Origin of the sequence: Rhodophyticola sp. CCM32, from assembly GCF_004751985.1 — a bacterium.
Taxonomy (GTDB): Bacteria; Pseudomonadota; Alphaproteobacteria; order Rhodobacterales; family Rhodobacteraceae; genus Rhodophyticola.
Genome location: NZ_CP038492.1, coordinates 1,973,199 through 1,994,038, shown reverse-complemented (window position 1 = coordinate 1,994,038; position 20,840 = coordinate 1,973,199). Strand labels below are relative to the sequence as shown.

At 63.5% G+C, this 20,840-nt stretch carries 19 protein-coding genes and 1 pseudogene; all 20 read left to right on the top strand.

Annotated features, from left to right (window positions below):
* The first annotated feature begins 155 nt into the window (after positions 1-155).
* The 20 genes and pseudogenes from E2K80_RS09675 to ftsA all read left to right on the top strand — a co-directional run bounded on the left by E2K80_RS09675 (position 156) and on the right by ftsA (position 20,727).
* Positions 156-1,259, top strand: a complete 1,104-nt coding sequence (locus E2K80_RS09675) for an Mrp/NBP35 family ATP-binding protein (protein ID WP_135374826.1) — start codon at positions 156-158, stop codon at positions 1,257-1,259.
* A 628-nt stretch (positions 1,260-1,887) separates the two neighbouring features.
* Positions 1,888-2,418, top strand: a complete 531-nt coding sequence (locus E2K80_RS09670) for a division/cell wall cluster transcriptional repressor MraZ (RefSeq protein WP_135374825.1) — start codon at positions 1,888-1,890, stop codon at positions 2,416-2,418.
* Positions 2,418-3,427: pseudogene (rsmH, locus tag E2K80_RS09665) on the top strand (16S rRNA (cytosine(1402)-N(4))-methyltransferase RsmH). Before E2K80_RS09670 ends, rsmH begins: the two are co-directional and overlap by 1 nt.
* Positions 3,428-3,429: 2 nt before the next feature.
* Positions 3,430-3,780 carry a cell division protein FtsL gene (gene ftsL / locus E2K80_RS09660; protein WP_135374824.1) on the top strand — a complete coding sequence of 117 codons (351 nt, stop codon included), beginning with the start codon at positions 3,430-3,432 and terminating at the stop codon, positions 3,778-3,780.
* Positions 3,777-5,561: a peptidoglycan D,D-transpeptidase FtsI family protein gene (locus tag E2K80_RS09655; protein ID WP_135374823.1), complete on the top strand. Its 1,785-nt coding sequence runs from the start codon at positions 3,777-3,779 to the stop codon at positions 5,559-5,561. The genes ftsL and E2K80_RS09655 overlap by 4 nt, the downstream gene beginning before the upstream one ends.
* 18 nt (positions 5,562-5,579) lie before the next feature.
* Positions 5,580-7,058, top strand: coding sequence for a UDP-N-acetylmuramoyl-L-alanyl-D-glutamate--2,6-diaminopimelate ligase (locus E2K80_RS09650; protein WP_135374822.1), 1,479 nt, complete (start codon positions 5,580-5,582; stop codon positions 7,056-7,058).
* The gene (locus E2K80_RS09645; RefSeq protein ID WP_135374821.1) at positions 7,055-8,470 is read left to right on the top strand and encodes a UDP-N-acetylmuramoyl-tripeptide--D-alanyl-D-alanine ligase; all 1,416 of its coding nucleotides are present in this window, start codon (positions 7,055-7,057) and stop codon (positions 8,468-8,470) included. Before E2K80_RS09650 ends, E2K80_RS09645 begins: the two co-directional genes overlap by 4 nt.
* Before the next feature lie 12 nt (positions 8,471-8,482).
* Positions 8,483-9,568 carry a phospho-N-acetylmuramoyl-pentapeptide-transferase gene (mraY, locus tag E2K80_RS09640; protein ID WP_135374820.1) on the top strand — a complete coding sequence of 362 codons (1,086 nt, stop codon included), beginning with the start codon at positions 8,483-8,485 and terminating at the stop codon, positions 9,566-9,568.
* Positions 9,569-9,818: 250 nt separating this feature from the next.
* Positions 9,819-11,222 carry a UDP-N-acetylmuramoyl-L-alanine--D-glutamate ligase gene (gene murD / locus E2K80_RS09635; RefSeq protein WP_135374819.1) on the top strand — a complete coding sequence of 468 codons (1,404 nt, stop codon included), beginning with the start codon at positions 9,819-9,821 and terminating at the stop codon, positions 11,220-11,222.
* A gap of 21 nt (positions 11,223-11,243) precedes the next feature.
* Positions 11,244-11,663, top strand: coding sequence for a VOC family protein (locus E2K80_RS09630; RefSeq protein WP_210405360.1), 420 nt, complete (start codon positions 11,244-11,246; stop codon positions 11,661-11,663).
* Between the two features lie 116 nt (positions 11,664-11,779).
* Positions 11,780-12,946, top strand: coding sequence for a putative lipid II flippase FtsW (gene ftsW / locus E2K80_RS09625; protein WP_135374818.1), 1,167 nt, complete (start codon positions 11,780-11,782; stop codon positions 12,944-12,946).
* A 4-nt stretch (positions 12,947-12,950) separates the two neighbouring features.
* Positions 12,951-14,051, top strand: a complete 1,101-nt coding sequence (locus E2K80_RS09620; RefSeq protein WP_135374817.1) for a UDP-N-acetylglucosamine--N-acetylmuramyl-(pentapeptide) pyrophosphoryl-undecaprenol N-acetylglucosamine transferase — start codon at positions 12,951-12,953, stop codon at positions 14,049-14,051.
* A complete protein-coding gene (murC, locus tag E2K80_RS09615) occupies positions 14,048-15,460 on the top strand; it encodes a UDP-N-acetylmuramate--L-alanine ligase (RefSeq protein ID WP_135374816.1) in 1,413 nt (470 codons plus the stop codon). The genes E2K80_RS09620 and murC overlap by 4 nt, the downstream gene beginning before the upstream one ends.
* Before the next feature lie 232 nt (positions 15,461-15,692).
* Entirely contained in the window at positions 15,693-15,944 is a 252-nt protein-coding gene (locus E2K80_RS09610; RefSeq protein ID WP_135374815.1) for a DUF2484 family protein, read from the top strand.
* Entirely contained in the window at positions 15,944-16,192 is a 249-nt protein-coding gene (locus tag E2K80_RS09605; RefSeq protein ID WP_135374814.1) for a DUF2484 family protein, read from the top strand. The genes E2K80_RS09610 and E2K80_RS09605 overlap by 1 nt, the downstream gene beginning before the upstream one ends.
* A gap of 86 nt (positions 16,193-16,278) precedes the next feature.
* The gene (locus E2K80_RS09600; protein ID WP_135374813.1) at positions 16,279-16,575 is read left to right on the top strand and encodes a hypothetical protein; all 297 of its coding nucleotides are present in this window, start codon (positions 16,279-16,281) and stop codon (positions 16,573-16,575) included.
* A complete protein-coding gene (gene murB, locus E2K80_RS09595; RefSeq protein ID WP_135374812.1) occupies positions 16,575-17,510 on the top strand; it encodes a UDP-N-acetylmuramate dehydrogenase in 936 nt (311 codons plus the stop codon). The genes E2K80_RS09600 and murB overlap by 1 nt, the downstream gene beginning before the upstream one ends.
* Positions 17,511-17,555: 45 nt before the next feature.
* Positions 17,556-18,506, top strand: coding sequence for a D-alanine--D-alanine ligase (locus tag E2K80_RS09590; protein WP_135374811.1), 951 nt, complete (start codon positions 17,556-17,558; stop codon positions 18,504-18,506).
* Entirely contained in the window at positions 18,494-19,396 is a 903-nt protein-coding gene (locus E2K80_RS09585; protein ID WP_135374810.1) for a cell division protein FtsQ/DivIB, read from the top strand. The genes E2K80_RS09590 and E2K80_RS09585 overlap by 13 nt, the downstream gene beginning before the upstream one ends.
* Positions 19,393-20,727, top strand: coding sequence for a cell division protein FtsA (ftsA, locus tag E2K80_RS09580; protein ID WP_135374809.1), 1,335 nt, complete (start codon positions 19,393-19,395; stop codon positions 20,725-20,727). The genes E2K80_RS09585 and ftsA overlap by 4 nt, the downstream gene beginning before the upstream one ends.
* Positions 20,728-20,840 lie beyond the last annotated feature (113 nt).

Genomic DNA, 20,840 nt, shown 5'->3' with positions numbered 1-20,840 from the left:
ATCGAAAATATCCCCGGAACGCAAGGCGTGGCAGGGTCTTTTCAATGCAGGTTTTCCCCGAAACGCTGTAGGGCGTTTCAACATGAAATCAAAACGCTATATGTCAGGGGCTAAGTCTGATCAAATCGCTCAATCACATCCGGGATGCCTGCAAGATGACCGTGACCAAACAAACCGTTCTGGATGCCCTTTCGGCCCTGACCCTGCCCGATGGTGGCGATCTGGTCAGCCGTGATCTGGTGCGCGCGGTGCAGGTTCAGGGGGATCGGGTCAGCTTTATCATCGAGACTGAAAACCCCGATCAGGCCCGCAGGATGGAGCCGGTGCGTCTGGCTGCAGAGCAGGAGGTCAAAAAGCTGCCCGGTGTGGGGTCCGCCATCGTGGCGTTGACCGCCCATGGGCCGGCAGGCCGGGGCAAGGCCCCCACACCCGCCCCGGCCCCGGCAGAGGCGCCGCCGAACCTGAAAATCGGCGGCCATCCGAAACCCCAGGCTGAACCGATGAACCCCAAAGGCGTGGCGCGGATCATCGCGATCGGTTCGGGCAAGGGCGGGGTCGGCAAATCAACCGTTTCTTCCAATCTGGCGGTGGCGCTTGCGCGGCAGGGCCGCAAGGTCGGTCTGCTGGATGCGGATATATACGGGCCGTCCCAGCCCCGGATGATGGGGGTGAACAAGCGCCCGGCCTCCCCCGATGGCAAAACCATCATTCCATTACAGAACCACGGCGTCACCTGCATGTCGATCGGTTTCATGCTGCCCGAGGAGAAAGCCGTTGTCTGGCGTGGCCCGATGCTGATGGGGGCCTTGCAGCAGATGCTGGGGCAGGTGGAATGGGGCACGCTGGATATTCTGCTGGTCGACCTGCCGCCGGGTACGGGTGATGTGGCGATGACGTTGTGCCAGCGCTCGAAACTGACAGGGGCGATTGTGGTTTCCACCCCCCAGGATGTGGCGCTGCTGGATGCGCGCAAGGCGCTGAACATGTTCGAGACGCTGAAGACCCCGGTTCTGGGTCTGATCGAGAATATGTCGACCTATATTTGCCCCAGTTGCGGGCATGAGGCGCATATCTTTGGTCATGGCGGGGTGGAGGCCGAGGCGCAGAAACTGGATCTGCCGTTTCTGGGGGCGCTGCCGATCTCGCTGGAGACACGGATTGCGGGCGATACTGGCATACCGATTGCTGCAGGCGACAGCCTGATGGCCGAGGCTTATGGCGCATTGGCCGCGCGATTGGTGGCTGGCGGTATGGCCTGAATGCCGGTCAGGGTGGCTTGACCCTGCCTTCTGACTATCACCGCCATGCTGAAGATACAGGGTTTCACCTGTCAGCGGCCTTTTCTGGAGGGGGGTGATTCGGGCCGGATTCCCTCCAAATCTCACGAATCCGCGTGAAAATGCGCCAGGTCATGGATTTTTTTCCCATATCTGCGGCACGAGCCTGCCATGCTATATCTGGGGTCGGTCTATCTCCCAGACACAATTTGTGGCCCGTTTTCCGCCGATATCACCACTATCTGTTGTGTTGACGACCCTTCGGAAACCATATCTTGGAGATTTTTCCCACAAAAAGGGATTGATTGGGAAATACTTCCATGGCACAAAACTCCCACAGCAGTTGAGAGTACCCGGGTTTCCCAAGGCAGCCCGGAATAAAAACAAAAAACGGCAGGTTTCATACAGGCTTCTCACATGCTGAACAACGAGATCCAGCGCGCGGGTGAGTAGACATCCCCCCAGATGACCCGCGCAGTTGGACACCCAGAAATGGGACGAGGGCGGCGGATTGGGCAGTGGCAGCTAGCTCGATCCGCCGTTGTCCGTTGCAGCCGTTCGTTTCGGGCGGTGATGCGATGAAAGCGGGGCGAGATGAGGGCGCGGGACAGTGGAACACAGGTTTCAGGGTGAAAGCCTGAACAAGGTGGACGGAAAGGGCCGGGTGTCGATCCCGGTCAAATTCCGTCGTGTTCTGCAAAACTCCGACAAGCAGTACACACCGGGCGGCGCGCCGCGTCTTTACATCGCCTATGGCAACGCGAAGGACAGGCATCTTGAATGCCTTTCCGGCGACGCCTTTGACGAGATTGACGCGATTATCCGCGCCGAAAAACGCGGCAGCCATCTGCGTAGAGGGTTGGAATACCTCTATTATTCGAAATGCGACGAGACCAGCGTTGACGATACCGGGCGTCTGGTTCTGTCAGCCCTGGCCCGCGACAAGATCGGTCTGGGGGCCGAGGCGCTGTTTCAGGGCAAGGGCGATAAATTCCACATTCTCAATTCCGCAGACGGGGCCGCAGCGGATGAGGATATTGAAGCGATGCTCGCGGCTCTGGGGCAAGGAAATGACTTCTTCGATCCGCTTTCGCTGGCCGGGCAGACCGGTCCAAAACGATCCGATGATGGAGATGCGTGATGCAAGCCGAGGTGCCTGCCAGCTCCGACGCCCGTCCGCATATTCCCGTTCTTCTGGCCCCCTTGCTGCGCGCGGTGGCGCCGGTTGGGGGGGCTGGCTCGACGGCACTTTCGGCGCTGGTGGTTACGCCCGTGGCTTGCTTGAGGCCGGGGCCGATACGGTGATCGGCGTGGACCGTGACCCGCTGGCATTTGAAATGGCCGGGGCATGGGCCGGGGCGATGGGGGATCGTCTGCGGCTGGTCGCCGGAGAGTTTTCCGATATGGATCAACACGCCTCCGATGCGGGCTTTCCCGGGCTTGATGGGATTGTTCTGGATCTGGGCGTATCCTCCATGCAGCTGGATCAGGCCGAGCGCGGGTTTTCCTTTCGTCGTGACGGGCCGCTGGACATGCGCATGGGGCAGGCGGGCCTGTCGGCCGAAGAGATTGTGAATGACGCGTCCGAGGCCCTGATTGCGGATATTCTCTACCACTATGGCGAGGAACGCGCGGCCCGGCGGATTGCCCGGTCGATCGTGGCTGCCCGGGCCGGGGGGCGCATCACCCGTACCGCGCAGCTTGCCCAGATCATTGAGAAAAACCTGCCGCGCGCGAAACCGGGGCAAAGCCATCCGGCCACCCGCAGCTTTCAGGCCATCCGTATCGCGGTGAATGATGAGCTGGGGCAACTGGCCGAAGGGCTGCAGGCCGCTGAACGGGCGCTGAAGCCCGGCGGCAGGCTGGCTGTGGTGACATTCCATTCCATTGAAGACCGGATCGTGAAGCGGTTCTTGCAGGACCGGGCCAGCAGCGGCGGCGGCGGGTCGCGGTATGCGCCCGAAGCGGCGGCACGGCAGCCGACTTTCGATCTGACGCCGCGCCGCGCCATCGCGCCCGATGAGGATGAGGTGGCGCAAAACCCCCGGGCCCGGTCTGCAAAGCTGCGCGTGGCCCGGCGCACGGATGTGCCGGCCAGCCCTGTTCCGGCAGAGGTGTTTGGCTTGCCGCAACTGGCAGAGGGGATCTGAAGATGCGTGGCGTTGCAACATTTCTGGCCGCATTGGCGGTGATCTGTCTGGGCTATTGGGCCTATCACCAGAACATCCTGACCCAGCATTCCGTGCGCGAGGTGGAACGCCTGCACCGCGCCATCGGGGCCGAGCGTGAGCGCCTGTCGGTCCTGCGTGCCGAATGGGCCTATCTGAACCGCCCCGACCGGCTGCGCGAACTGGCGGATTTGAATTTCGACCGGCTGGGCCTGATGCCGATGTCGCCGGATCATTTCGGCGATGTGCATCAGATCGTCTATCCGCCGCTGCTGGACCAGTTGATCTCTGAAACCCTGACCGGCAGCGCCTCGGGCCCGGAGCAATTGCCATGACCCTGCGCACCCCGCTTCGCCCGCTGACCCGGATATTGAGGGCCCGCGAGTACGGCGAAAACCCCGATGCGATTGAACGTGAAAACCTGCGCCTGCGCCATGAGGCGATGCGCGACAGGATGCGCCAGCGGGCCGAAACACGGCTGTTGCTGCTGGCGATGTGTTTCTTTGCGGCCTTTGTCACCGTGGGTCTGCGCATGTCGGCGCTGGCCGCGTCCGAGCCGGAGGAACCGCGGGTGGCCACTTCGGGCTCGGGCATTCTGAACACCCGCGCCGATATCGTCGACCGGGAGGGGCGGGTGCTGGCCACAAATCTGGTCACAAACTCGCTTTATGCCCATCCCCATGAAATCATCGATCCGGCCGCCGCCGCCCATGGTCTGGCGGGTATCTTCCCCGATCTGGAAGAGGAAGCCCTGCTGCGCCGGTTCACATCGGACAGCCGGTTCATCTGGCTGCGCCGCTATATCTCGCCCGAGCAGGAACAACTGGTTCATGATCTGGGCGAACCGGGTCTGCTGTTCGGCCCGCGCGAGATGCGGCTTTATCCCAACGGGTCGGTCGCGGCCCATATTCTGGGCGGGGCCGGGTTCGGACAGGAGGCAGTGAACGCCGCCGAGGTTATCGGTGTGGCCGGTGTCGAGGCGCAGTTTGACGAGTTGCTGCGCGATCCGGCCCGCGATGGGGCGCCGCTGGAATTGTCGCTTGATCTGACGGTGCAATCGGCGGTCGAACAGGTGCTGGCCGGCGGTATGGTGATCATGAATGCGCGGGGGGCCTCGGCCGTGCTGATGGATGTCCATACCGGCGAGATCCGCGCCATGGCCTCTTTGCCAGATTTCGACCCCAATGCCCGCCCGCAACCCCTGACCGAGGGTGATCAGGCCGACAGCCCGCTGTTCAACCGGGCCGTGCAGGGCGTGTATGAACTGGGCTCTGTCTTCAAGATTTTCACCGTGGCACAGGTGCTGGAGGAAGGGCTGGTGAACCCCGCCACCATGATCGACACCACCGGGCCGCTGCGCATGTCGGGGTTTTCGATCACCGATTTTCGCAATTACGGCGCCCGTCTGTCGGTCAGTGATGTGATCATCCATTCCTCGAATATCGGCACGGCACGTCTGGCGCTGATGCTGGGCGGGGAACGGCAGCAAAGGTTCCTGGAACAGCTTGGCTTTTTCCAGCCGACGCTGGTGGAAATGGTCGAAGGGCCGTCCGGGCGTCCGCTTCTGCCTGCACGCTGGGGCGATCTGACGACGATGACCGTATCCTATGGCCATGGCCTGTCCACCTCGCCTTTGCATGTGGCAGCCGCCTATGCCTCGGTCACCAATGGCGGCACGCTGATCCGGCCGACGCTTCTGCGTCAGGACGGCCCGCAGCAGGGCGCGCGCATCATCTCTGAACAGGTTTCGGCGCAGATCCGCGGCATGCTGCGCGATGTGGTGACCGATGGCACGGCCAGCTTTGGCGATGTGCCGGGCTATGAGGTGGGCGGCAAGACAGGATCGGCGGACAAACCGCGCCCGAATGGCGGCTATTACGAGGATCGGGTGCTGTCTACATTTGCCAGCATCTTCCCGGCCCATGACCCGCAATATGTGCTGGTTGTCACCCTGGATGAGCCCGAGATCGTGGCTTTGGGAGAGGCGCGGCGGACAGCGGGCTGGACCGTCGTGCCCGTCGCCGCAGAGGTGATCCGCCGGGTGGCCCCGCTTCTGGGGCTCAGACCAGAGATTGAACCCCGGGACGGCTTTCAGCTATCCAGCGCGTCAGAATGAGCTTTTGGAGAATCGGCCATGGCGTCAGGGGTGAAAACGCTCGCGGAGCTTGGATTGACCCCCACCCGGGGCGGTGATGTTCCGGTCAGCGGATTGAGCCTGGACAGCCGCGCCGTCAAGCCCGGGCATCTGTTTGCGGCCCTGCCGGGCACGCAGGTTCACGGGGCGGAATTCATCCAATATGCGGTGCGGATGGGCGCGGCTGCGGTTCTGACCGACCGGGCCGGGGCCGCGATTGCCACCGATCATCTCGGCGATGTGGGGCTGGTGCTGGTCGAGGATCCGCGCGCGGCTCTGGCCCATGCGGCGGCGCTCTGGTTCGGGATGCAGCCGGAAACCGTGGTTGCGGTCACCGGCACCAATGGCAAGACCAGCGTGGCCAGTTTCACCCGGCAGATCTGGGCCGCCCTGGATATCGAGGCGGCGAATATCGGCACCACCGGCGTGGAAGGGGCCTTTGCCGCGCCGGCCATCCACACCACCCCCGATGCGCTGACCCTGCAGCATCTGCTGGCCGATATGGCGGTGGCGGGCGTCAACCATGTGGCGATGGAGGCGTCTTCCCACGGGTTGGACCAGCGGCGGATGGAGGCCGTGCGCCTGGCCGCTGCCGCCTTCACCAACCTGACCCAGGATCATCTGGATTATCACGGCACGATGGAGGCCTATTTCGAGGCCAAGCTGCGGCTGTTCACCGAACTTCTGCCCGAAGAGGCGACGGCGATTGTCAATCTGGATGATCCGCGCGGGCCGGATGTGGCCGCCGCCTGCACCGCCCGCGAGATCGAGGTGATCACCCTTGGCCAATACACGGAAGAGGCCCGGCTGAAGATCACCGGGCGGCGGCTGGATGAGGCGGGTCAGGATCTGCTGTTTCGCTGGCAGGGGCAGAGTTACCAGGCCCGGCTGGACCTGATCGGCGGGTTTCAGGCGATGAATGTGCTGACCGCCGCCGGTCTGGTCATCGCTGCCGGGGCCGAGGCCGAAGCGGTTTTTGCGGTGCTGTCCCGGCTTCAGGGCGTGCGCGGGCGGATGCAACTGGCCGCGCGGCGAAGCTTTGGCGCGCCGGTTTTCGTCGATTACTCCCATACGCCGGATTCACTGGAAACCGCCCTGAAGGCGCTGCGCCCCCATGTGTTGGGCCGGTTGATTGTGGTCTTCGGTGCCGGTGGCGACCGGGATCGCGGCAAACGCCCGCTGATGGGGCAGGCCGCGGCAAAGAATGCGGATGTGCTGTTCGTGACCGATGACAATCCCAGATCCGAAGATCCGGCGCTGATCCGCGCGGCGATCCTGCAGGCCTGCCCCGAGGCAAGTGAGGTCGGCGACCGGGCCGAGGCGATTTTGCGCGGGGTTGATGCGCTTGGGCCGGGGGATGCGTTGCTGATTGCGGGCAAGGGCCATGAAACCGGGCAGACCGTGGGCGATGTGGTCTATCCGTTCGATGATGTGGAACAGGCCAGCGTCGCCGTATCCGCGTTGGAGGGCGCCATATGAGCGTGCTTTGGACCGCCGCCGATGCCGCCGCCGCAACCGGCGGGCGGGCGATTGGCGATTGGGCCGCATCCGGGGTTTCGATCGACACGCGGGCGCTGGAACCCGGCGATTTGTTCGTTGCCTTGAAAGATATGCGTGACGGGCATGATTTTGTGGCTTTGGCTTTGCAGAAAGGGGCTGCGGCCGCTTTGGTCAGCCACCGGCCCGGGGATGTGACGGAGGATGCCCCGCTTCTGATCGTGCCCGATGTGTTGCAGGCGCTGGCCGATCTGGGCCGGGCAGGCCGCGCGCGGATGGCGGGCCGGGTGATTGCGGTCACCGGCTCCGTCGGCAAGACCACAACCAAGGAAATGCTGCGCGCCGCCCTGTCGCCCCAGGGTCGCACCCATGTGGCGGAGGCGAGTTACAACAATCACTGGGGTGTGCCCTTGACCCTGGCGCGGATGCCCGCAGAGACTGAATTCGCAGTGATCGAGATCGGCATGAACGCCCCCGGGGAGATCGCGCCGCTGGCGAAACTGGCCCGGCCCCATGTGGCGATGGTCACCACCGTGGCGGCGGTGCATCTTGAGGCTTTTGGCGCGATCGGGGGGATTGCCCGCGAGAAGGCCGGCATATTCGAAGGGCTGGAACCCGGCGGCGTGGCGCTGATCAATGCCGATCTGGAGACCAGCCCGATACTGGAGGCCGCCGCCAGTGCCGCAGGTGCCGATCTGATCCGCTTTGGAGAAACAGCCGGTCTGCCGGTGAGGCTGTCCGAGGTCAGCCTTGCCGATGAAACAACGGTGATCCAGGCCAGATTTCATGACATGCCGCTTCTGTTCAAGCTGGCGGCACCGGGGCGGCATCTGGCGTTGAACGCATTGGCGGCGCTGGCCGCGGTCGGGGCTGTGGGCGGGGATATTCCGCAGGCGGCGCTGGCCCTTGGGGCCTGGAAGGCGGTGACCGGGCGGGGCAAACGCGAATATCTGTTGATCGACATCGCCGGGGATCGGGGGGTGGAACTGATCGACGATGCGTTCAACGCCAGCCCGATCTCGATGGCCGCCGCGCTGGAGGTTCTGGCCGCCGCGATCCCGCAGGGCCGGGGCCGCCGGGTGGCGGTTCTGGGTGATATGCTGGAACTGGGGCCGGAGGGGCCGGATATGCATGGCGCATTGGCCGATCTGCCCGCGATGGCCGCGATTGATCTGGTCTGTACCTCGGGGCCGCTTATGGCGCATCTGGATGCCGCCCTGCCCGCAGACAAGCGCGGGCCCCATACGGACAGCGCGGTCGAGATGGCGCGGATATTGCCCGGGCTGTTGCGGCCGGGCGACATCGTGCTGATCAAAAGCTCCAAGGGTGCGAAACTGTCGCTGGCGGTTGACGCGCTTCGGAAACTGGGGCAGGCGACTGCCGACAAAGGGTAAGGAAACCGCTTTATGTTATATTGGCTAAGTGGGCTGTCCGATGGCGGCGATGTCTTCAACCTGTTTCGCTATATCACCTTTCGGGCCGGGGCTGCATTTTTCACCGCGCTGATTTTCGGCTTCATCTTTGGCCGGCCGCTGATCAATGCGCTGCGCCGGAAATATGCCAATGGGCAGCCGATCCGCGAGGATGGCCCGGCCCATCATATCACCGCCAAGGCGGGAACGCCGACCATGGGCGGGCTGCTGATCCTGGCGGCGCTGATCCTGTCGACGCTGCTTTGGGCGCGGCTTGACAATGCCTATGTCTGGCTGGTTCTGGGGGTGACGGTGGCCTTTGGACTGATCGGGTTTGCCGATGACTGGGCCAAGGTCAGCCGGAACACCAGCAAAGGCGTGCCGGGCCGTATCCGGTTTGGCGCGGGCCTGATCATTGCGGCCTTCGCGGGCTATATGGCGACACAATTGCACCCGGATGATCTGGCCTTTCAACTGGCCCTGCCGGTGTTCAAGGATGTGCTGGTCAATCTGGGTGTTCTGTTTGTGCCGTTTGCAATAATCGTGATTGTGGGCAGTGCCAATTCGGTGAACCTGACCGACGGGCTGGACGGGCTGGCGATCATGCCGGTGATGATCGCGGCGGGGACATTGGGGGTGATTTCCTATGCGGTCGGGCGTGTCGACTTTACCGAATATCTGGACGTGCATTACGTGCCGGGAACCGGGGAATTGCTGATCTTCACCGCCGGGCTGATCGGCGGCGGGCTTGGGTTTTTATGGTATAACGCGCCGCCTGCGGCGGTGTTCATGGGCGATACCGGGTCACTGGCGCTTGGCGGGGCCCTGGGGGCAATCGCGGTCTGCACCAAGCATGAGATTGTGCTGGCGATTGTCGGCGGGCTGTTCGTGGCCGAGGCGTTGAGCGTGATCATTCAGGTGCTTTATTTCAAACGCACCGGCAAACGGGTGTTTCTGATGGCGCCGATCCATCACCATTTCGAAAAGAAAGGCTGGGCCGAGCCGCAGGTGGTGATCCGGTTCTGGATCATCTCGCTGATCCTGGCGTTGATCGGTCTGGCCACGCTGAAGCTGCGCTGAGAATGTGACAGGGGCAGCCGACCGCTTTGGTGACCGGCGGCAATCGCGGCGGGTTTTTCCGCGACCGCGCCCCGATTGCCTGGTAAGCGCCGGGGTGTAAAACGGAGGCCCGTGTTACGGGCCACGCGATGCTGATTGGCGCTTGTGGGGTATGCTGTAGCCTGACCCGGGGGGTTGCACCTCTGGCTGAGGCCGGGCAGCCTCCGGCGGGCGTATTTTGGACAAGAAGAAGCTGGGGAGCGGAGCGGATATGATCCCGGTTCAAGGATTTGAGGGCGCGAAGGTGGCCGTGCTGGGGCTGGGCCGGTCGGGTCTGGCGGCGGCGCGGGCCTTGCGCGCGGGGGGCGCGGAGCCTTTGGTCTGGGATGATGGCGCCGCCGCGCGGGCGCAGGCGGAGGATGAGGGGTTCACGCTTCATGATCCGCTGAAACCCGGTGCGCTGGAAGCTGTGGCGGCGATGATCGTGTCGCCGGGCATCCCGCATCTTTATCCAAGGCCACACCCGGCGATTGCGGCGGCCTGGGCGGCTTGTGTGCCGGTTGATAATGATGTGGGCGTGTTCTTCCGCTCGCTTGGCGGCGGGGACTGGGACAGTCATGCCACCCCGCCCCGGGTGATTGCGGTGACCGGATCGAACGGGAAATCGACCACGGCGGCGCTGATCCATCATTGTCTGGAAGAGGCGGGGATGGCCGCGCAGCTGGCGGGCAATATCGGGGTTGGCGTGCTGGATATGGACCCGCCTGAAGATGGCGAGGTGATTGTGCTGGAACTGTCCAGTTACCAGACCGATCTGGCCCGCGCACTGACCCCGGATGTGGCGGTCTTCACCAATCTGTCCCCCGATCATCTGGACCGGCATGGGGGCATGGGCGGATATTTCGCCGCCAAGCGCCGGTTATTCGCGGAAGGCGGGCCGGACCGCGCGGTGATCGGCGTGGATGAGGATGAGGGGCGGTATCTGGCCAATCAGATGGCGGAAGGGCCGGGGGACGGGCGGTTGATCCGGGTGTCGGCCGGGCAGAAGCTGACCGGACCGGGATGGCATGTTGTGGCGCGCAAGGGCTGGCTCAGCGAGGTGCGGAAGGGGCGGCAGGTGGCCTCGATCGATCTGCGCGGCATGCGCGGGCTGCCGGGGGCACATAACCATCAGAATGCGTGTTGCGCCTATGGGGCGCTCAGGGCGCTTGGGTTGGCGCCGAAACTGCTGGAGGCCGGGTTGCGGTCCTTTGCCGGGCTGCCGCACCGAAGCCAACCGGTGGCGGAGAAAGACGGGGTGATGTTTGTCAATGACAGCAAGGCCACCAATGTGGATGCAGCCGCCAAGGCGCTTGCGGCCTTCCCGCGGATTCGCTGGATTTGCGGCGGGTTGGAGAAGGATGGCGGGCTTGACGGGTTGAAACCCGCCCTTGGGTCGGTGGCGAAGGCTTATGTGATCGGGCGCGAGGCGCAGGGATTTGCCCTGAAACTGGGGGATCTGCCTTTGGAGATCTGCACCACGATGGCGGTTGCCGTCGACCGGGCGGCGGCAGAGGCGGAACCGGGGGAGACCGTGTTGCTGGCCCCTGCCGCCGCCAGTTTCGACCAATATGACAATTTCGAACAGCGCGGGCAGGATTTCATGGATCAGGTTGCGGCGGTGATTGCGAAATAGGCCTGATCCGCGATCCGTGGTATGGTCGAGGCGGACCACAAGACAGAGGGTGACAGGATGGCAGAGGTGATCGGTGTAGGCGGCGTGTTTCTGGAATGCGCCGACCCTGAGGCGACCAAGGACTGGTATAGCCGCGTTCTGGGAATGGTGCCCAGTGACTATGGCGGATTTGATTTTCTGCATAAGGACAGCGGGCAGGAATTTCCCGAAGGGGCGCGGACGATCTTTGCGCCTTTCAAGGCGGGCGGGGAATATTTCAAACCCTCGACCCTGCCGTTCATGGTGAACCTGATGGTGGATGATCTTGATGCGATGCTGGAGCGGGTGACATCCGAAGGGGTGGAGGAGCTTCAGCCGCGCGAAAGCCACGAATACGGGAAGTTCGGCTGGATACTGGACCTGGACGGTCGCAAGATCGAGCTTTGGCAGCCGCCTAAGTGAAATAAGCTATTTGCGGGCGGGGCCTTCTTTCACTGGCCCTCAGGCGATTTTCGCGCTAAGCTGTCACCCAGACCCGGATAACCGGGCAGCATAGAGGCAGTATCGGGCGATATCCCATGACGGAAATGGCGCATGGCACGGTGGTCGTGCAATCGGGCGAGGCTATTCTGCCGCGCTGGTGGCGCACGGTTGATCGTGTCACCATCGGGTGCATTCTGGCGCTTTTCGCGATTGGCCTGTTGCTGGGTTTCGCGGCCTCACCGCCGCTGGCGGAACGCAACGGCCATGACCCGTTCCATTATGTGATCAGGCAGGCGGCCTTTGGCGGGCTGGCCTTGATGGTGATGGTGATGGTGTCGATGCTGACCCCAACCCAGATCCGGCGGCTGGCGGTGCTGGGCTTCTTTGCGGCGTTCGGGGCGCTGGCCCTGTTGCCTGCCTTTGGTACGGATTACGGGCAGGGCGCCACGCGCTGGTATTCGCTGGGCTTTGCAAGCCTTCAGCCTTCGGAATTTCTGAAACCGGTCTTCGTGATTTTCACCGCCTGGATGATCGCCGCCAGCCAGGAGGTCGGCGGCCCGCCGGGCAAGCTGGTCTCGCTGGTGGTGACCATCGCGATTGTCGGTTTTCTGGCGATGCAGCCCGATTTCGGGCAGGCCGCTTTGGTGGTTTTTGCCTGGTGCGTGATCTATTTCATCGCCGGGGCGCCGATGCTGCTTCTGGCGGCAATCGGCGTTGTGGTGGGTGCGGCGGGCACCATCGCCTATTCCAATTCCGAACATTTCGCGCGGCGGATTGACGGGTTCCTGTCAACCGAACTGGACCCGAATACACAGCTGGCCTATGCGACCAACGCGATCCGCGAAGGCGGGTTTTTCGGCGCGGGTCTGGGCGAGGGCGCGGTGAAATGGACCCTGCCTGACGCCCATACGGATTTCATCATCGCGGTCGCGGCCGAGGAATACGGGCTGGTTCTGGTGCTGGTCATCATCGCGCTTTTTGCCGTCATCGCCCTGCGCGGATTCTTCCGCCTGATGAGAGAACGTGACCCGTTCATTCGCCTGGCAGGCGCGGGGCTGAGCAGTCTTCTGGCCTTGCAGGCCATCATCAATATGGGCGTGGCGGTGCGGTTGTTGCCGGCCAAGGGCATGACATTGCCTTTTGTCAGCTATGGCGGGTCCAGCCTGATTGCCACCGGCCTTGCCATCGGCATGCTGCTGGCCCTGACCCGGACCCGCCCGCAGGGCGAGATCGGTGATATCCTTCTCAGCCGGCACCGGTAGCGGCATGACTGGACCCTCGCATCTTATCATCGCGGCAGGCGGCACCGGCGGGCATATGTTCCCGGCCCAGGCCCTGGCCGAGGCGATGTTGCGCCGGGGCTGGCGGGTGACGCTGTCCACCGATGCGCGGGGCGCGCGGTATGCGGGGGATTTCCCCCATGTTGTCGATGTGCGGCAGGTGGCCTCGGCCACATTCGCGCGGGGCGGGCTTTTGACGAAACTGGTGACGCCGTTTCGGATTCTGGGCGGCATTCTTGCGGCCACGGTTCGGATGGCGCGGGAACGCCCAAGCGTTGTGGTGGGCTTTGGCGGCTACCCCTCGATCCCGGCGATGGCGGCGGCCTGGCTGACCGGGCGGCCCCGGATGCTGCATGAACAAAACGGAGTTCTGGGCCGGGTCAATCAGCTTTTCGCCAGACGGGTCGATGTCGTGGCCTGCGGAACCTGGCCAACCGAATTGCCCGAGGGCACAAATGCGGTGCATTCGGGCAATCCGGTGCGGGCTTCGGTACTGGACAGGGCCGGGGCCTCGTATATTCCGCCGGGGGATTACCCGCTGTCGATCGTAGTGATCGGTGGCAGCCAGGGCGCGCGCATCCTGTCCGATGTGGTGCCTGCCGCAATTGCCGCCCTGCCGGAGGGGGTGCGCAAAACGGTCCGCATTGCACAGCAGGCCCGCCCGGAAGATCAGGCGCGGGTCACCGGCGCTTATGCCGAGGCCGGGATCAGCGCCGAGGTGGAGCCGTTCTTTCGCGACATCCCGCGCCGGTTTTCCGAGGCGCAACTGATCATCAGCCGTTCCGGCGCGTCCTCGATCGCCGATATCTCGATCATCGGGCGCCCGTCGATCCTGGTGCCGCTGGCCGCCGCGATCCGCGATGAGCAAACCGCCAATGCCCGCGCCCTGGTAGAGGCGGATGCGGCGATTCTGATCCCCGAAAGCCAGTTCACGCCAGACAGTCTGTCCCGGCATATCGCCGCCATTCTGACCCAGCCGGATGCCGCCTTGCAGATGGCCAATGCGGCCCTTGGCACAGGCGTGCCCGACGCAACGGAACGTCTGGCGGTTCTGGTCGAAGAACTGGCAAAGAAAGACCTGTCATGAATGCTGCTGCCACAAAACTCCCCACCCAGCTTGGTCCGATCCATTTCGTCGGGATCGGCGGGATCGGCATGTCGGGGATTGCCGAGGTTCTGCTGAACCATGGCTATCAGGTGCAGGGGTCTGATCTGAAAGCCTCGAAACTGACCGAACGGTTGCAGGAGCTGGGTGCGAAAATCTTCATCGGCCAGACCGCGGAAAATCTTGAGGCGGCTGAGGTCGTGGTGATCTCAAGCGCGATCAAGCCGGGCAATGCGGAACTGGATGCCGCCCGGGTCATGGGACTGCCGGTGGTGCGCCGGGCCGAGATGCTGGCCGAACTGATGCGGCTGAAATCCAACATTGCCGTGGCGGGCACCCATGGCAAGACCACCACCACAACCCTGGTGGCAACCCTGCTGGATGCCGGTGGCGTTGACCCGACGGTGATCAATGGCGGGATCATTCATGCCTATGGATCCAACGCGCGGATGGGGCAGGGCGAATGGATGGTGGTGGAGGCCGATGAAAGTGACGGAACCTTCACCCGACTGCCCGCGACGATTGCGATTGTCACCAATATCGACCCGGAACATATGGAACATTGGGGCAGTGAAGAGGCCCTGCATCAGGGGTTCCTGAATTTCGTCTCCAACATTCCGTTTTACGGGCTGGCCGTCTGCTGCACCGATGACCCGGATGTGCAGACCCTTGTGGGCAAGATATCGGACCGCCGGGTGCTGACCTTCGGGTTCAATGCGCAGGCGGATGTGCGGGCGGTGAACCTGAAATACGCCAGGGGTGTGGCGCATTTCGACATCGCGTTGCAGGCCGAGGGCCGGGTGATCGAGGGGTGCAGCCTGCCGATGCCCGGGGATCACAATGTCTCAAACGCGCTGGCCGCCGTTGCCGTGGCCCGCCATCTGGGGCTGAAGACCAGTGAAATCCGCGAGGCGCTGGCCGGGTTCAAGGGCGTGAACCGGCGCTTTACCAAAGTGGGTGAGGTCGATGGTGTGACCATCATCGACGATTATGGCCATCACCCGGTGGAAATTTCCGCCGTGCTGAAAGCCGCGCGTCAGGCCAGCGAGGGCCGGGTGATCGCGGTGCATCAGCCGCATCGCTATTCCCGCCTGCATTCGCTGTTCGAGGATTTCTGCGCCTGTTTCAACGATGCCGATGTGGTGGCCATTGCCGAGGTCTTTGCGGCAGGCGAAGACCCGATTGAAGGCGCCACCCGGGATGATCTGGTGGCCGGGCTGATCCGGCATGGCCATCGTCATGCCCATGCGCTGCAAAGCGAGGATGATCTGGAAACTCTGATCCGCGCACAGACGCAGGAGGGCGATATCGTGGTCTGTCTTGGGGCCGGCACAATCTCGGCCTGGGCGCAGGGCCTGCCCGCCCGGCTGTCGAAAGGGGCGACCGGATGATGTGGACATGTTCCGATCTTTTGGCATTTCCGCGCCTGAAGCACCGAGGTGAAATTCTGCACTACCCCGCATCACCCTCCCGCCCGGCGGCACCGCCGGGCATCGCCCGTACCGCCCCCACGGTACGGGCGATGCCCTCTGCGGAATGTATATATGGTGCAGAATTTCAATCCGGCGCTATAGCTGACGCCATGGCTTTGGCGGGTTCCCCCCGGATCGGCGGGGGGATCGCATGAGCCTGTCCCTGACATTTGCCTGTCTCTGGGTTCTGGCCGCAGCCATCGTTGCGATGCTGCCCATGCGGCATCAATATATTCCGGGGATCGCGCTGTTGATCCTGTCCCTGCCGCTGATCGGCTATGTGGCCTGGCAGCATGGCCCGCTTCTGGTGCTTCTTGTGGTGTTCGCCGTCCTCTCGATGTTCCGCCGCCCGCTTCTGTATTTTGCGCGCCGGGCCATGACCCGTTTGAAAGGAGGCATCTGATGCCCCTGTCCTTGACCCTGGCCTGTCTTTGGGCCGTGATTGCCTGTTTGATCGGGCTTGGCCCGCAACGATATCATTGGCCCGCGGCCTGGCTGCTGATCGCCACCGGTATTCCGCTTCTGGGGTATCTGACCTGGCAATTGGGGCCGTGGTGGGGGCTTGGTGCGATGGTGGCCGGGGCCTCGGTGTTGCGCTGGCCGCTGATTTATCTGGGCCGCTGGGTGCAGCGGTTGATCAGCAGCCAGTGATTGCGCGCGCCGGTATGGGGCTGCTTGACGGGGTTCCGCTTTCGGGGCCAAACCCGTAACTTGCGGGACATTGCGGGGCAGGTGGCATGGACCCAGGGATCATTCTTGTTATCGCAGGCACCGGCAGTGTCTCAGCCTGGCTGGCCTTTGTTCTGGGCCGGTATCTGTCGCCGCTTACGGTTTATCTGTTCTGGGCGGCTTTGCTGATCCTGTCGCTTTGGATGCTGATCAACATGAACCGGCAAACCGGGTGGGACGCAATAGGGTCAGCCGTCTTGCTGTTCTTTGTGGCCTTGCCTGCCGCTGTCGGCGCGCTGATTGGCGGGGTGGCAGGCATATCGATAAGACGCAAACGGCACATGCCGGACGGGGATCAGACGTGATGGATTTGCCTCAGACGACAGGGGTCCTGACCCGGGGGCGCCCGCTGGCCGATCTGACCTGGATGCGGGTGGGTGGCCCGGCGGATGTTCTGTTTCAGCCCGCCGATGAAGCGGATCTGGCGCAGTTCCTGGCAGCACTCGACCCGGCGATCCCGGTCTTTCCCATGGGTGTCGGGTCAAACCTGATTGTGCGCGACGGCGGGCTGCGCGCCGTGGTGATCCGCCTGGGGCGTGGCTTCAACGGGATCGAAACGGCTGCAGGCAAGGTGACGGCCGGGGCCGCCGCACTGGATGCCCATGTGGCCCGCAAGGCCGCCACTGCCGGGCTTGACCTGACATTCCTGCGCACCATCCCCGGCGCCATCGGCGGGGCGCTGAAGATGAATGCGGGCTGTTACGGATCCTATGTGGCGGATCATTTTGTGTCGGCAAGGGCGGTGCTGCGTGATGGTACGTCTGTGACCCTGACACCAAAGGATATTCATTTCGCCTATCGCCAGACCGATCTGCCCGAGGGCGCGGTGATCACCTCGGTCAGTTTCCGGGCCGATGCCGGTGATCCGGCGGTGCTTGAGGCGCGGATGGGCGAACAGCTTGCCAAACGTGATGCCACCCAGCCCACCAAGGATCGCAGTGCCGGGTCCACCTTTCGCAACCCGGCGGGGTTCAGCTCAACCGGGCGGGCCGATGACACCCATGATCTGAAGGCCTGGAAGGTGATTGACGAGGCTGGTATGCGCGGGGCCATACGGGGCGGTGCGCAGATGAGCGAGATGCATTCCAATTTCATGATCAATACCGGCGGCGCGACGGCTGCCGATCTGGAAGGTTTGGGCGAAGAGGTTCGAAAAAAGGTTTTCCAACACAGCGGAATAGAGCTACAATGGGAAATTATGCGCGTAGGTGACCCTGCGGGCGGCAAAACGCCGGAATAACCGGCGGGAAACAAGACCAAACGGGCAGCATAGGCCCGGCGGTATATGAGGCACATCGTGGCGGTGAGTTCGGGCAGAACACTCCCCACAGTTGCGGTTTTGATGGGCGGCCCCTCGGCAGAGCGCGAGGTGTCCCTGTCCACTGGGCGTGAATGCGCCATCGCGCTGCGGGATGAGGGGTTTGAGGTGACGCAGGTGGATGCGGGTGCCGATCTGACCGCGTGTCTGACCGATCTGAAACCCGATGTTGCATTCAATGCGCTTCACGGTCGCTGGGGCGAGGATGGCTGCGTGCAGGGCCTGCTGGAATGGCTGCGCATCCCCTATACCAATTCCGGGGTTCTGGCCTCGGCGCTGGCGATGGACAAGGAGCGTAGCAAGGATGTCTATCGCCGCCACGGATTGCCGGTGGCCGAAAGCTTTCTGGCCGCCAAAACCGATGTGATGGCCGATCATGTGATGACCCCGCCCTATGTGGTGAAACCGAACCGGGAAGGCTCCTCGGTCGGGGTCTATCTGGTGCATGAGGCCGCCAACGGCCCGCCGCATCTGGCCGACACGCTGCCCGACCAGGTGATGGTCGAGGCCTATATACCGGGCCGTGAGCTGACCACCACGGTGATCGGCGGCGGGGCAGGTGACCCGGGCGCGCTGACGGTCACCGATATCCTCACCGATGGCTGGTATGATTACGATGCGAAATACAAGCCCGGCGGTTCGCGCCATGTGCTGCCTGCCGATCTGCCGAAACAGGTTTTCGACGCCTGTATGGAGATGGCCCTTACCGCCCATAACGCCCTTGGCTGTCGCGGTGTCAGCCGCACGGATTTCCGCTGGGACGAGGCGCGCGGGCTTGAGGGGCTGATCGTTCTGGAGACAAATACCCAGCCCGGCATGACCCCCACCTCGCTGACCCCCGAACAAGCCCAGGCCCATGGGATGAGTTTCGGTCAGCTTTGTGCCTGGATGGTGGAGGATGCCTCATGCGATCGCTGATTGCCCGCCGGGGTCCGGTGGCCTCGCCCCCCGCCCATGATCCGGCGCCTTCGATCTGGTCCTACCGGTTTCAGCGGCTGTGGCTGACGCCGCTGTTCCGGTCTTTGTTGCGGATCGGGTTGCCTGCCTTCCTGCTGATCCTCGGGGTCGGCTGGTATCTGTCAGACCCGGCAAACTGGCGTGGCGTGACCGATCAGGTGGCCGAGCTGAGGCGCGAGATCGAGAACCGGCCGGAATTTCGGGTCAATCTGATGACGATCGACGGGGCCAGCCCGCAATTGTCGGAAGACCTGCGCGCCATTCTGGCGCTGGATCTGCCGGTCTCCTCTTTCGATCTGGATCTGGAGGGGTTGCGCAACCGGCTTGAGGGCTTTCCCGCCGTGGCCCGTGCGCGGATACGGATCGAACCCGGCGGCTATCTGATTGCCACCATCGAGGAACGCGTGCCGGTGATCATCTGGCAGACCCGGGCGGAACCGGTGCTGCTGGATGCGGCGGGGCAGTTTGTCGCCCGCCTGTCCGAGCGGGAGCTTCCCACCCCCCTGCCGATGATCGCGGGCGAAGGGGCTGACCGGGCGGTTGATGAGGCATTGGCCCTGATGGATGCCGCCGCGTCTCTGGGGGACGGGATGCACGGATTGGTGCGGATGGGCGAACGTCGGTGGGATGTGGTGCTGCGCAATGGCTGCCGCATTCTGCTGCCTGCGCGCGACCCGCTGACCGCCCTTGACCGGGTGATGGCGCTGAACGACGCCCAGGATGTGCTGGAACGCGATATCCAGCGGATCGACATGCGCAACCCGCAGCGCCCCAATATTCAACTTAGCCCGCATGCGTTGACCGAATTGCGTCGCATGCGGGGCATCGACATCGGAGACGGGAACGGATGAGTATGCTGTACCAATCACAGCGGGCGATGCGGGCCAAGCGGCAGGAAGCCATGCGCCGGGGGATGATGGCGATCCTTGATATCGGCAGCCACAAGATTGCCTGTCTGGTGCTGCGCTTTGACAGCACCGATGATTTCCGACCTGCCGACGGGGTGGGGGCGATGGCCGGGCAAAGCTCGTTCCGGGTGATCGGCGCGGCCACAACCCGGTCGCGCGGGGTGAAGTTCGGCGAGATCGAAACCATGCAGGAAACCGAGCGCGCCATTCGCACCGCCGTGCAGGGGGCGCAGAAAATGGCCGCCGCGCGGGTCGATCATGTGATCGTCAGCTTTGCCGGCGCGCGGCCCCGGTCTTACGGGCTGACCGGGGAGGTCAGTTTGCAGACCGGCACCGTTTCCGAATGCGATGTGGCCCGGGTTCTGGCGGCCTGTGACGTGCCCGATTTCGGCGAAGACCGCGAGGTGATGCATGCGCAGCCGGTGAATTTCGCGCTGGATCATCGCACCGGGCTCAGCGACCCGCGTGGTCATGTGGGCAACCGGCTGTCAACCGACATGCATCTTCTGACCATCGACGCCCGGGCGATCGAACATATGCTCTATTGCGTGAAACGCTGCGATCTGGAACTGGCCGGGATCGCATCGTCCCCCTATGTGGCCGGGGTGGCCAGCCTGGTCGAGGATGAACAGGAACTGGGCGCGGCCTGTATAGATATGGGCGGCGGGTCCACCGGCCTGTCGATCTTCATCAAGAAACACATGATTTACGCCGATACCGTGCGCATGGGCGGGGATCATGTGACCTCGGACATCTCTCAGGCGTTGCAGATCCCGATGAATGATGCCGAGCGGCTGAAAACCCGCTTTGGCGGCGTGGTGGCCACCGGCATGGATGACCGGGAGCGGATCGAGCTGGAGGCCAATACCGGCGACTGGCACCATGACCGGCGCACAATCTCGCGGGCAGAGCTGATCGGCGTGATGCGGCCCCGGGTCGAGGAAATTCTGGAAGAGGTGCGCGTGCGGCTGGACGCGGCGGGGTTTGACCATCTGCCAAGCCAGCGGATCGTTCTGACCGGCGGTGGCAGCCAGGTGCCGGGGCTGGATGCGCTGGCCTCGAAGATTCTGGGCAATCAGGTGCGGCTTGGGCGGCCCCTGCGGGTGCAGGGCCTGCCGCAATCGGCCTGTGGCCCTGCCTTCTCGGCCTGTGTCGGCCTGTCACTGTTCGCGGCCTACCCGCAGGATGAATGGTGGGACTTTGAAGTTCCGGCCGATCGCTACCCCGCGCGCTCTCTGAAACGGGCGGTAAAATGGTTCCGCGACAATTGGTGACCGCTATATACGGGGTGGGTGGCAAAATACCGCCTATCACCCCCAAAAATAATACTATATTTTGCGGTTTTTGATCAGTTTTCGCGTGACGGAGGTTAATGAAACCGTTATTC

Excerpts from the sequence above, each read along its gene's own strand:
- ftsW (WP_135374818.1), top strand. The coding sequence starts at position 11,780 with ATGACGGAAATGGCGCATGGCACGGTGGTCGTGCAATCGGGCGAGGCT.
- ftsA (WP_135374809.1), top strand. The coding sequence starts at position 19,393 with ATGAGTATGCTGTACCAATCACAGCGGGCGATGCGGGCCAAGCGGCAG.
- E2K80_RS09630 (WP_210405360.1), top strand. The coding sequence starts at position 11,244 with ATGGTCGAGGCGGACCACAAGACAGAGGGTGACAGGATGGCAGAGGTG.
- E2K80_RS09610 (WP_135374815.1), top strand. The coding sequence starts at position 15,693 with ATGAGCCTGTCCCTGACATTTGCCTGTCTCTGGGTTCTGGCCGCAGCC.
- E2K80_RS09675 (WP_135374826.1), top strand. The coding sequence starts at position 156 with ATGACCGTGACCAAACAAACCGTTCTGGATGCCCTTTCGGCCCTGACC.
- E2K80_RS09585 (WP_135374810.1), top strand. The coding sequence starts at position 18,494 with ATGCGATCGCTGATTGCCCGCCGGGGTCCGGTGGCCTCGCCCCCCGCC.
- ftsL (WP_135374824.1), top strand. The coding sequence starts at position 3,430 with ATGCGTGGCGTTGCAACATTTCTGGCCGCATTGGCGGTGATCTGTCTG.
- murD (WP_135374819.1), top strand. The coding sequence starts at position 9,819 with ATGATCCCGGTTCAAGGATTTGAGGGCGCGAAGGTGGCCGTGCTGGGG.
- E2K80_RS09590 (WP_135374811.1), top strand. The coding sequence starts at position 17,556 with ATGAGGCACATCGTGGCGGTGAGTTCGGGCAGAACACTCCCCACAGTT.
- mraY (WP_135374820.1), top strand. The coding sequence starts at position 8,483 with ATGTTATATTGGCTAAGTGGGCTGTCCGATGGCGGCGATGTCTTCAAC.
- E2K80_RS09645 (WP_135374821.1), top strand. The coding sequence starts at position 7,055 with ATGAGCGTGCTTTGGACCGCCGCCGATGCCGCCGCCGCAACCGGCGGG.
- E2K80_RS09655 (WP_135374823.1), top strand. The coding sequence starts at position 3,777 with ATGACCCTGCGCACCCCGCTTCGCCCGCTGACCCGGATATTGAGGGCC.
- E2K80_RS09620 (WP_135374817.1), top strand. The coding sequence starts at position 12,951 with ATGACTGGACCCTCGCATCTTATCATCGCGGCAGGCGGCACCGGCGGG.
- murC (WP_135374816.1), top strand. The coding sequence starts at position 14,048 with ATGAATGCTGCTGCCACAAAACTCCCCACCCAGCTTGGTCCGATCCAT.
- E2K80_RS09605 (WP_135374814.1), top strand. The coding sequence starts at position 15,944 with ATGCCCCTGTCCTTGACCCTGGCCTGTCTTTGGGCCGTGATTGCCTGT.
- murB (WP_135374812.1), top strand. The coding sequence starts at position 16,575 with ATGGATTTGCCTCAGACGACAGGGGTCCTGACCCGGGGGCGCCCGCTG.
- E2K80_RS09650 (WP_135374822.1), top strand. The coding sequence starts at position 5,580 with ATGGCGTCAGGGGTGAAAACGCTCGCGGAGCTTGGATTGACCCCCACC.
- E2K80_RS09600 (WP_135374813.1), top strand. The coding sequence starts at position 16,279 with ATGGACCCAGGGATCATTCTTGTTATCGCAGGCACCGGCAGTGTCTCA.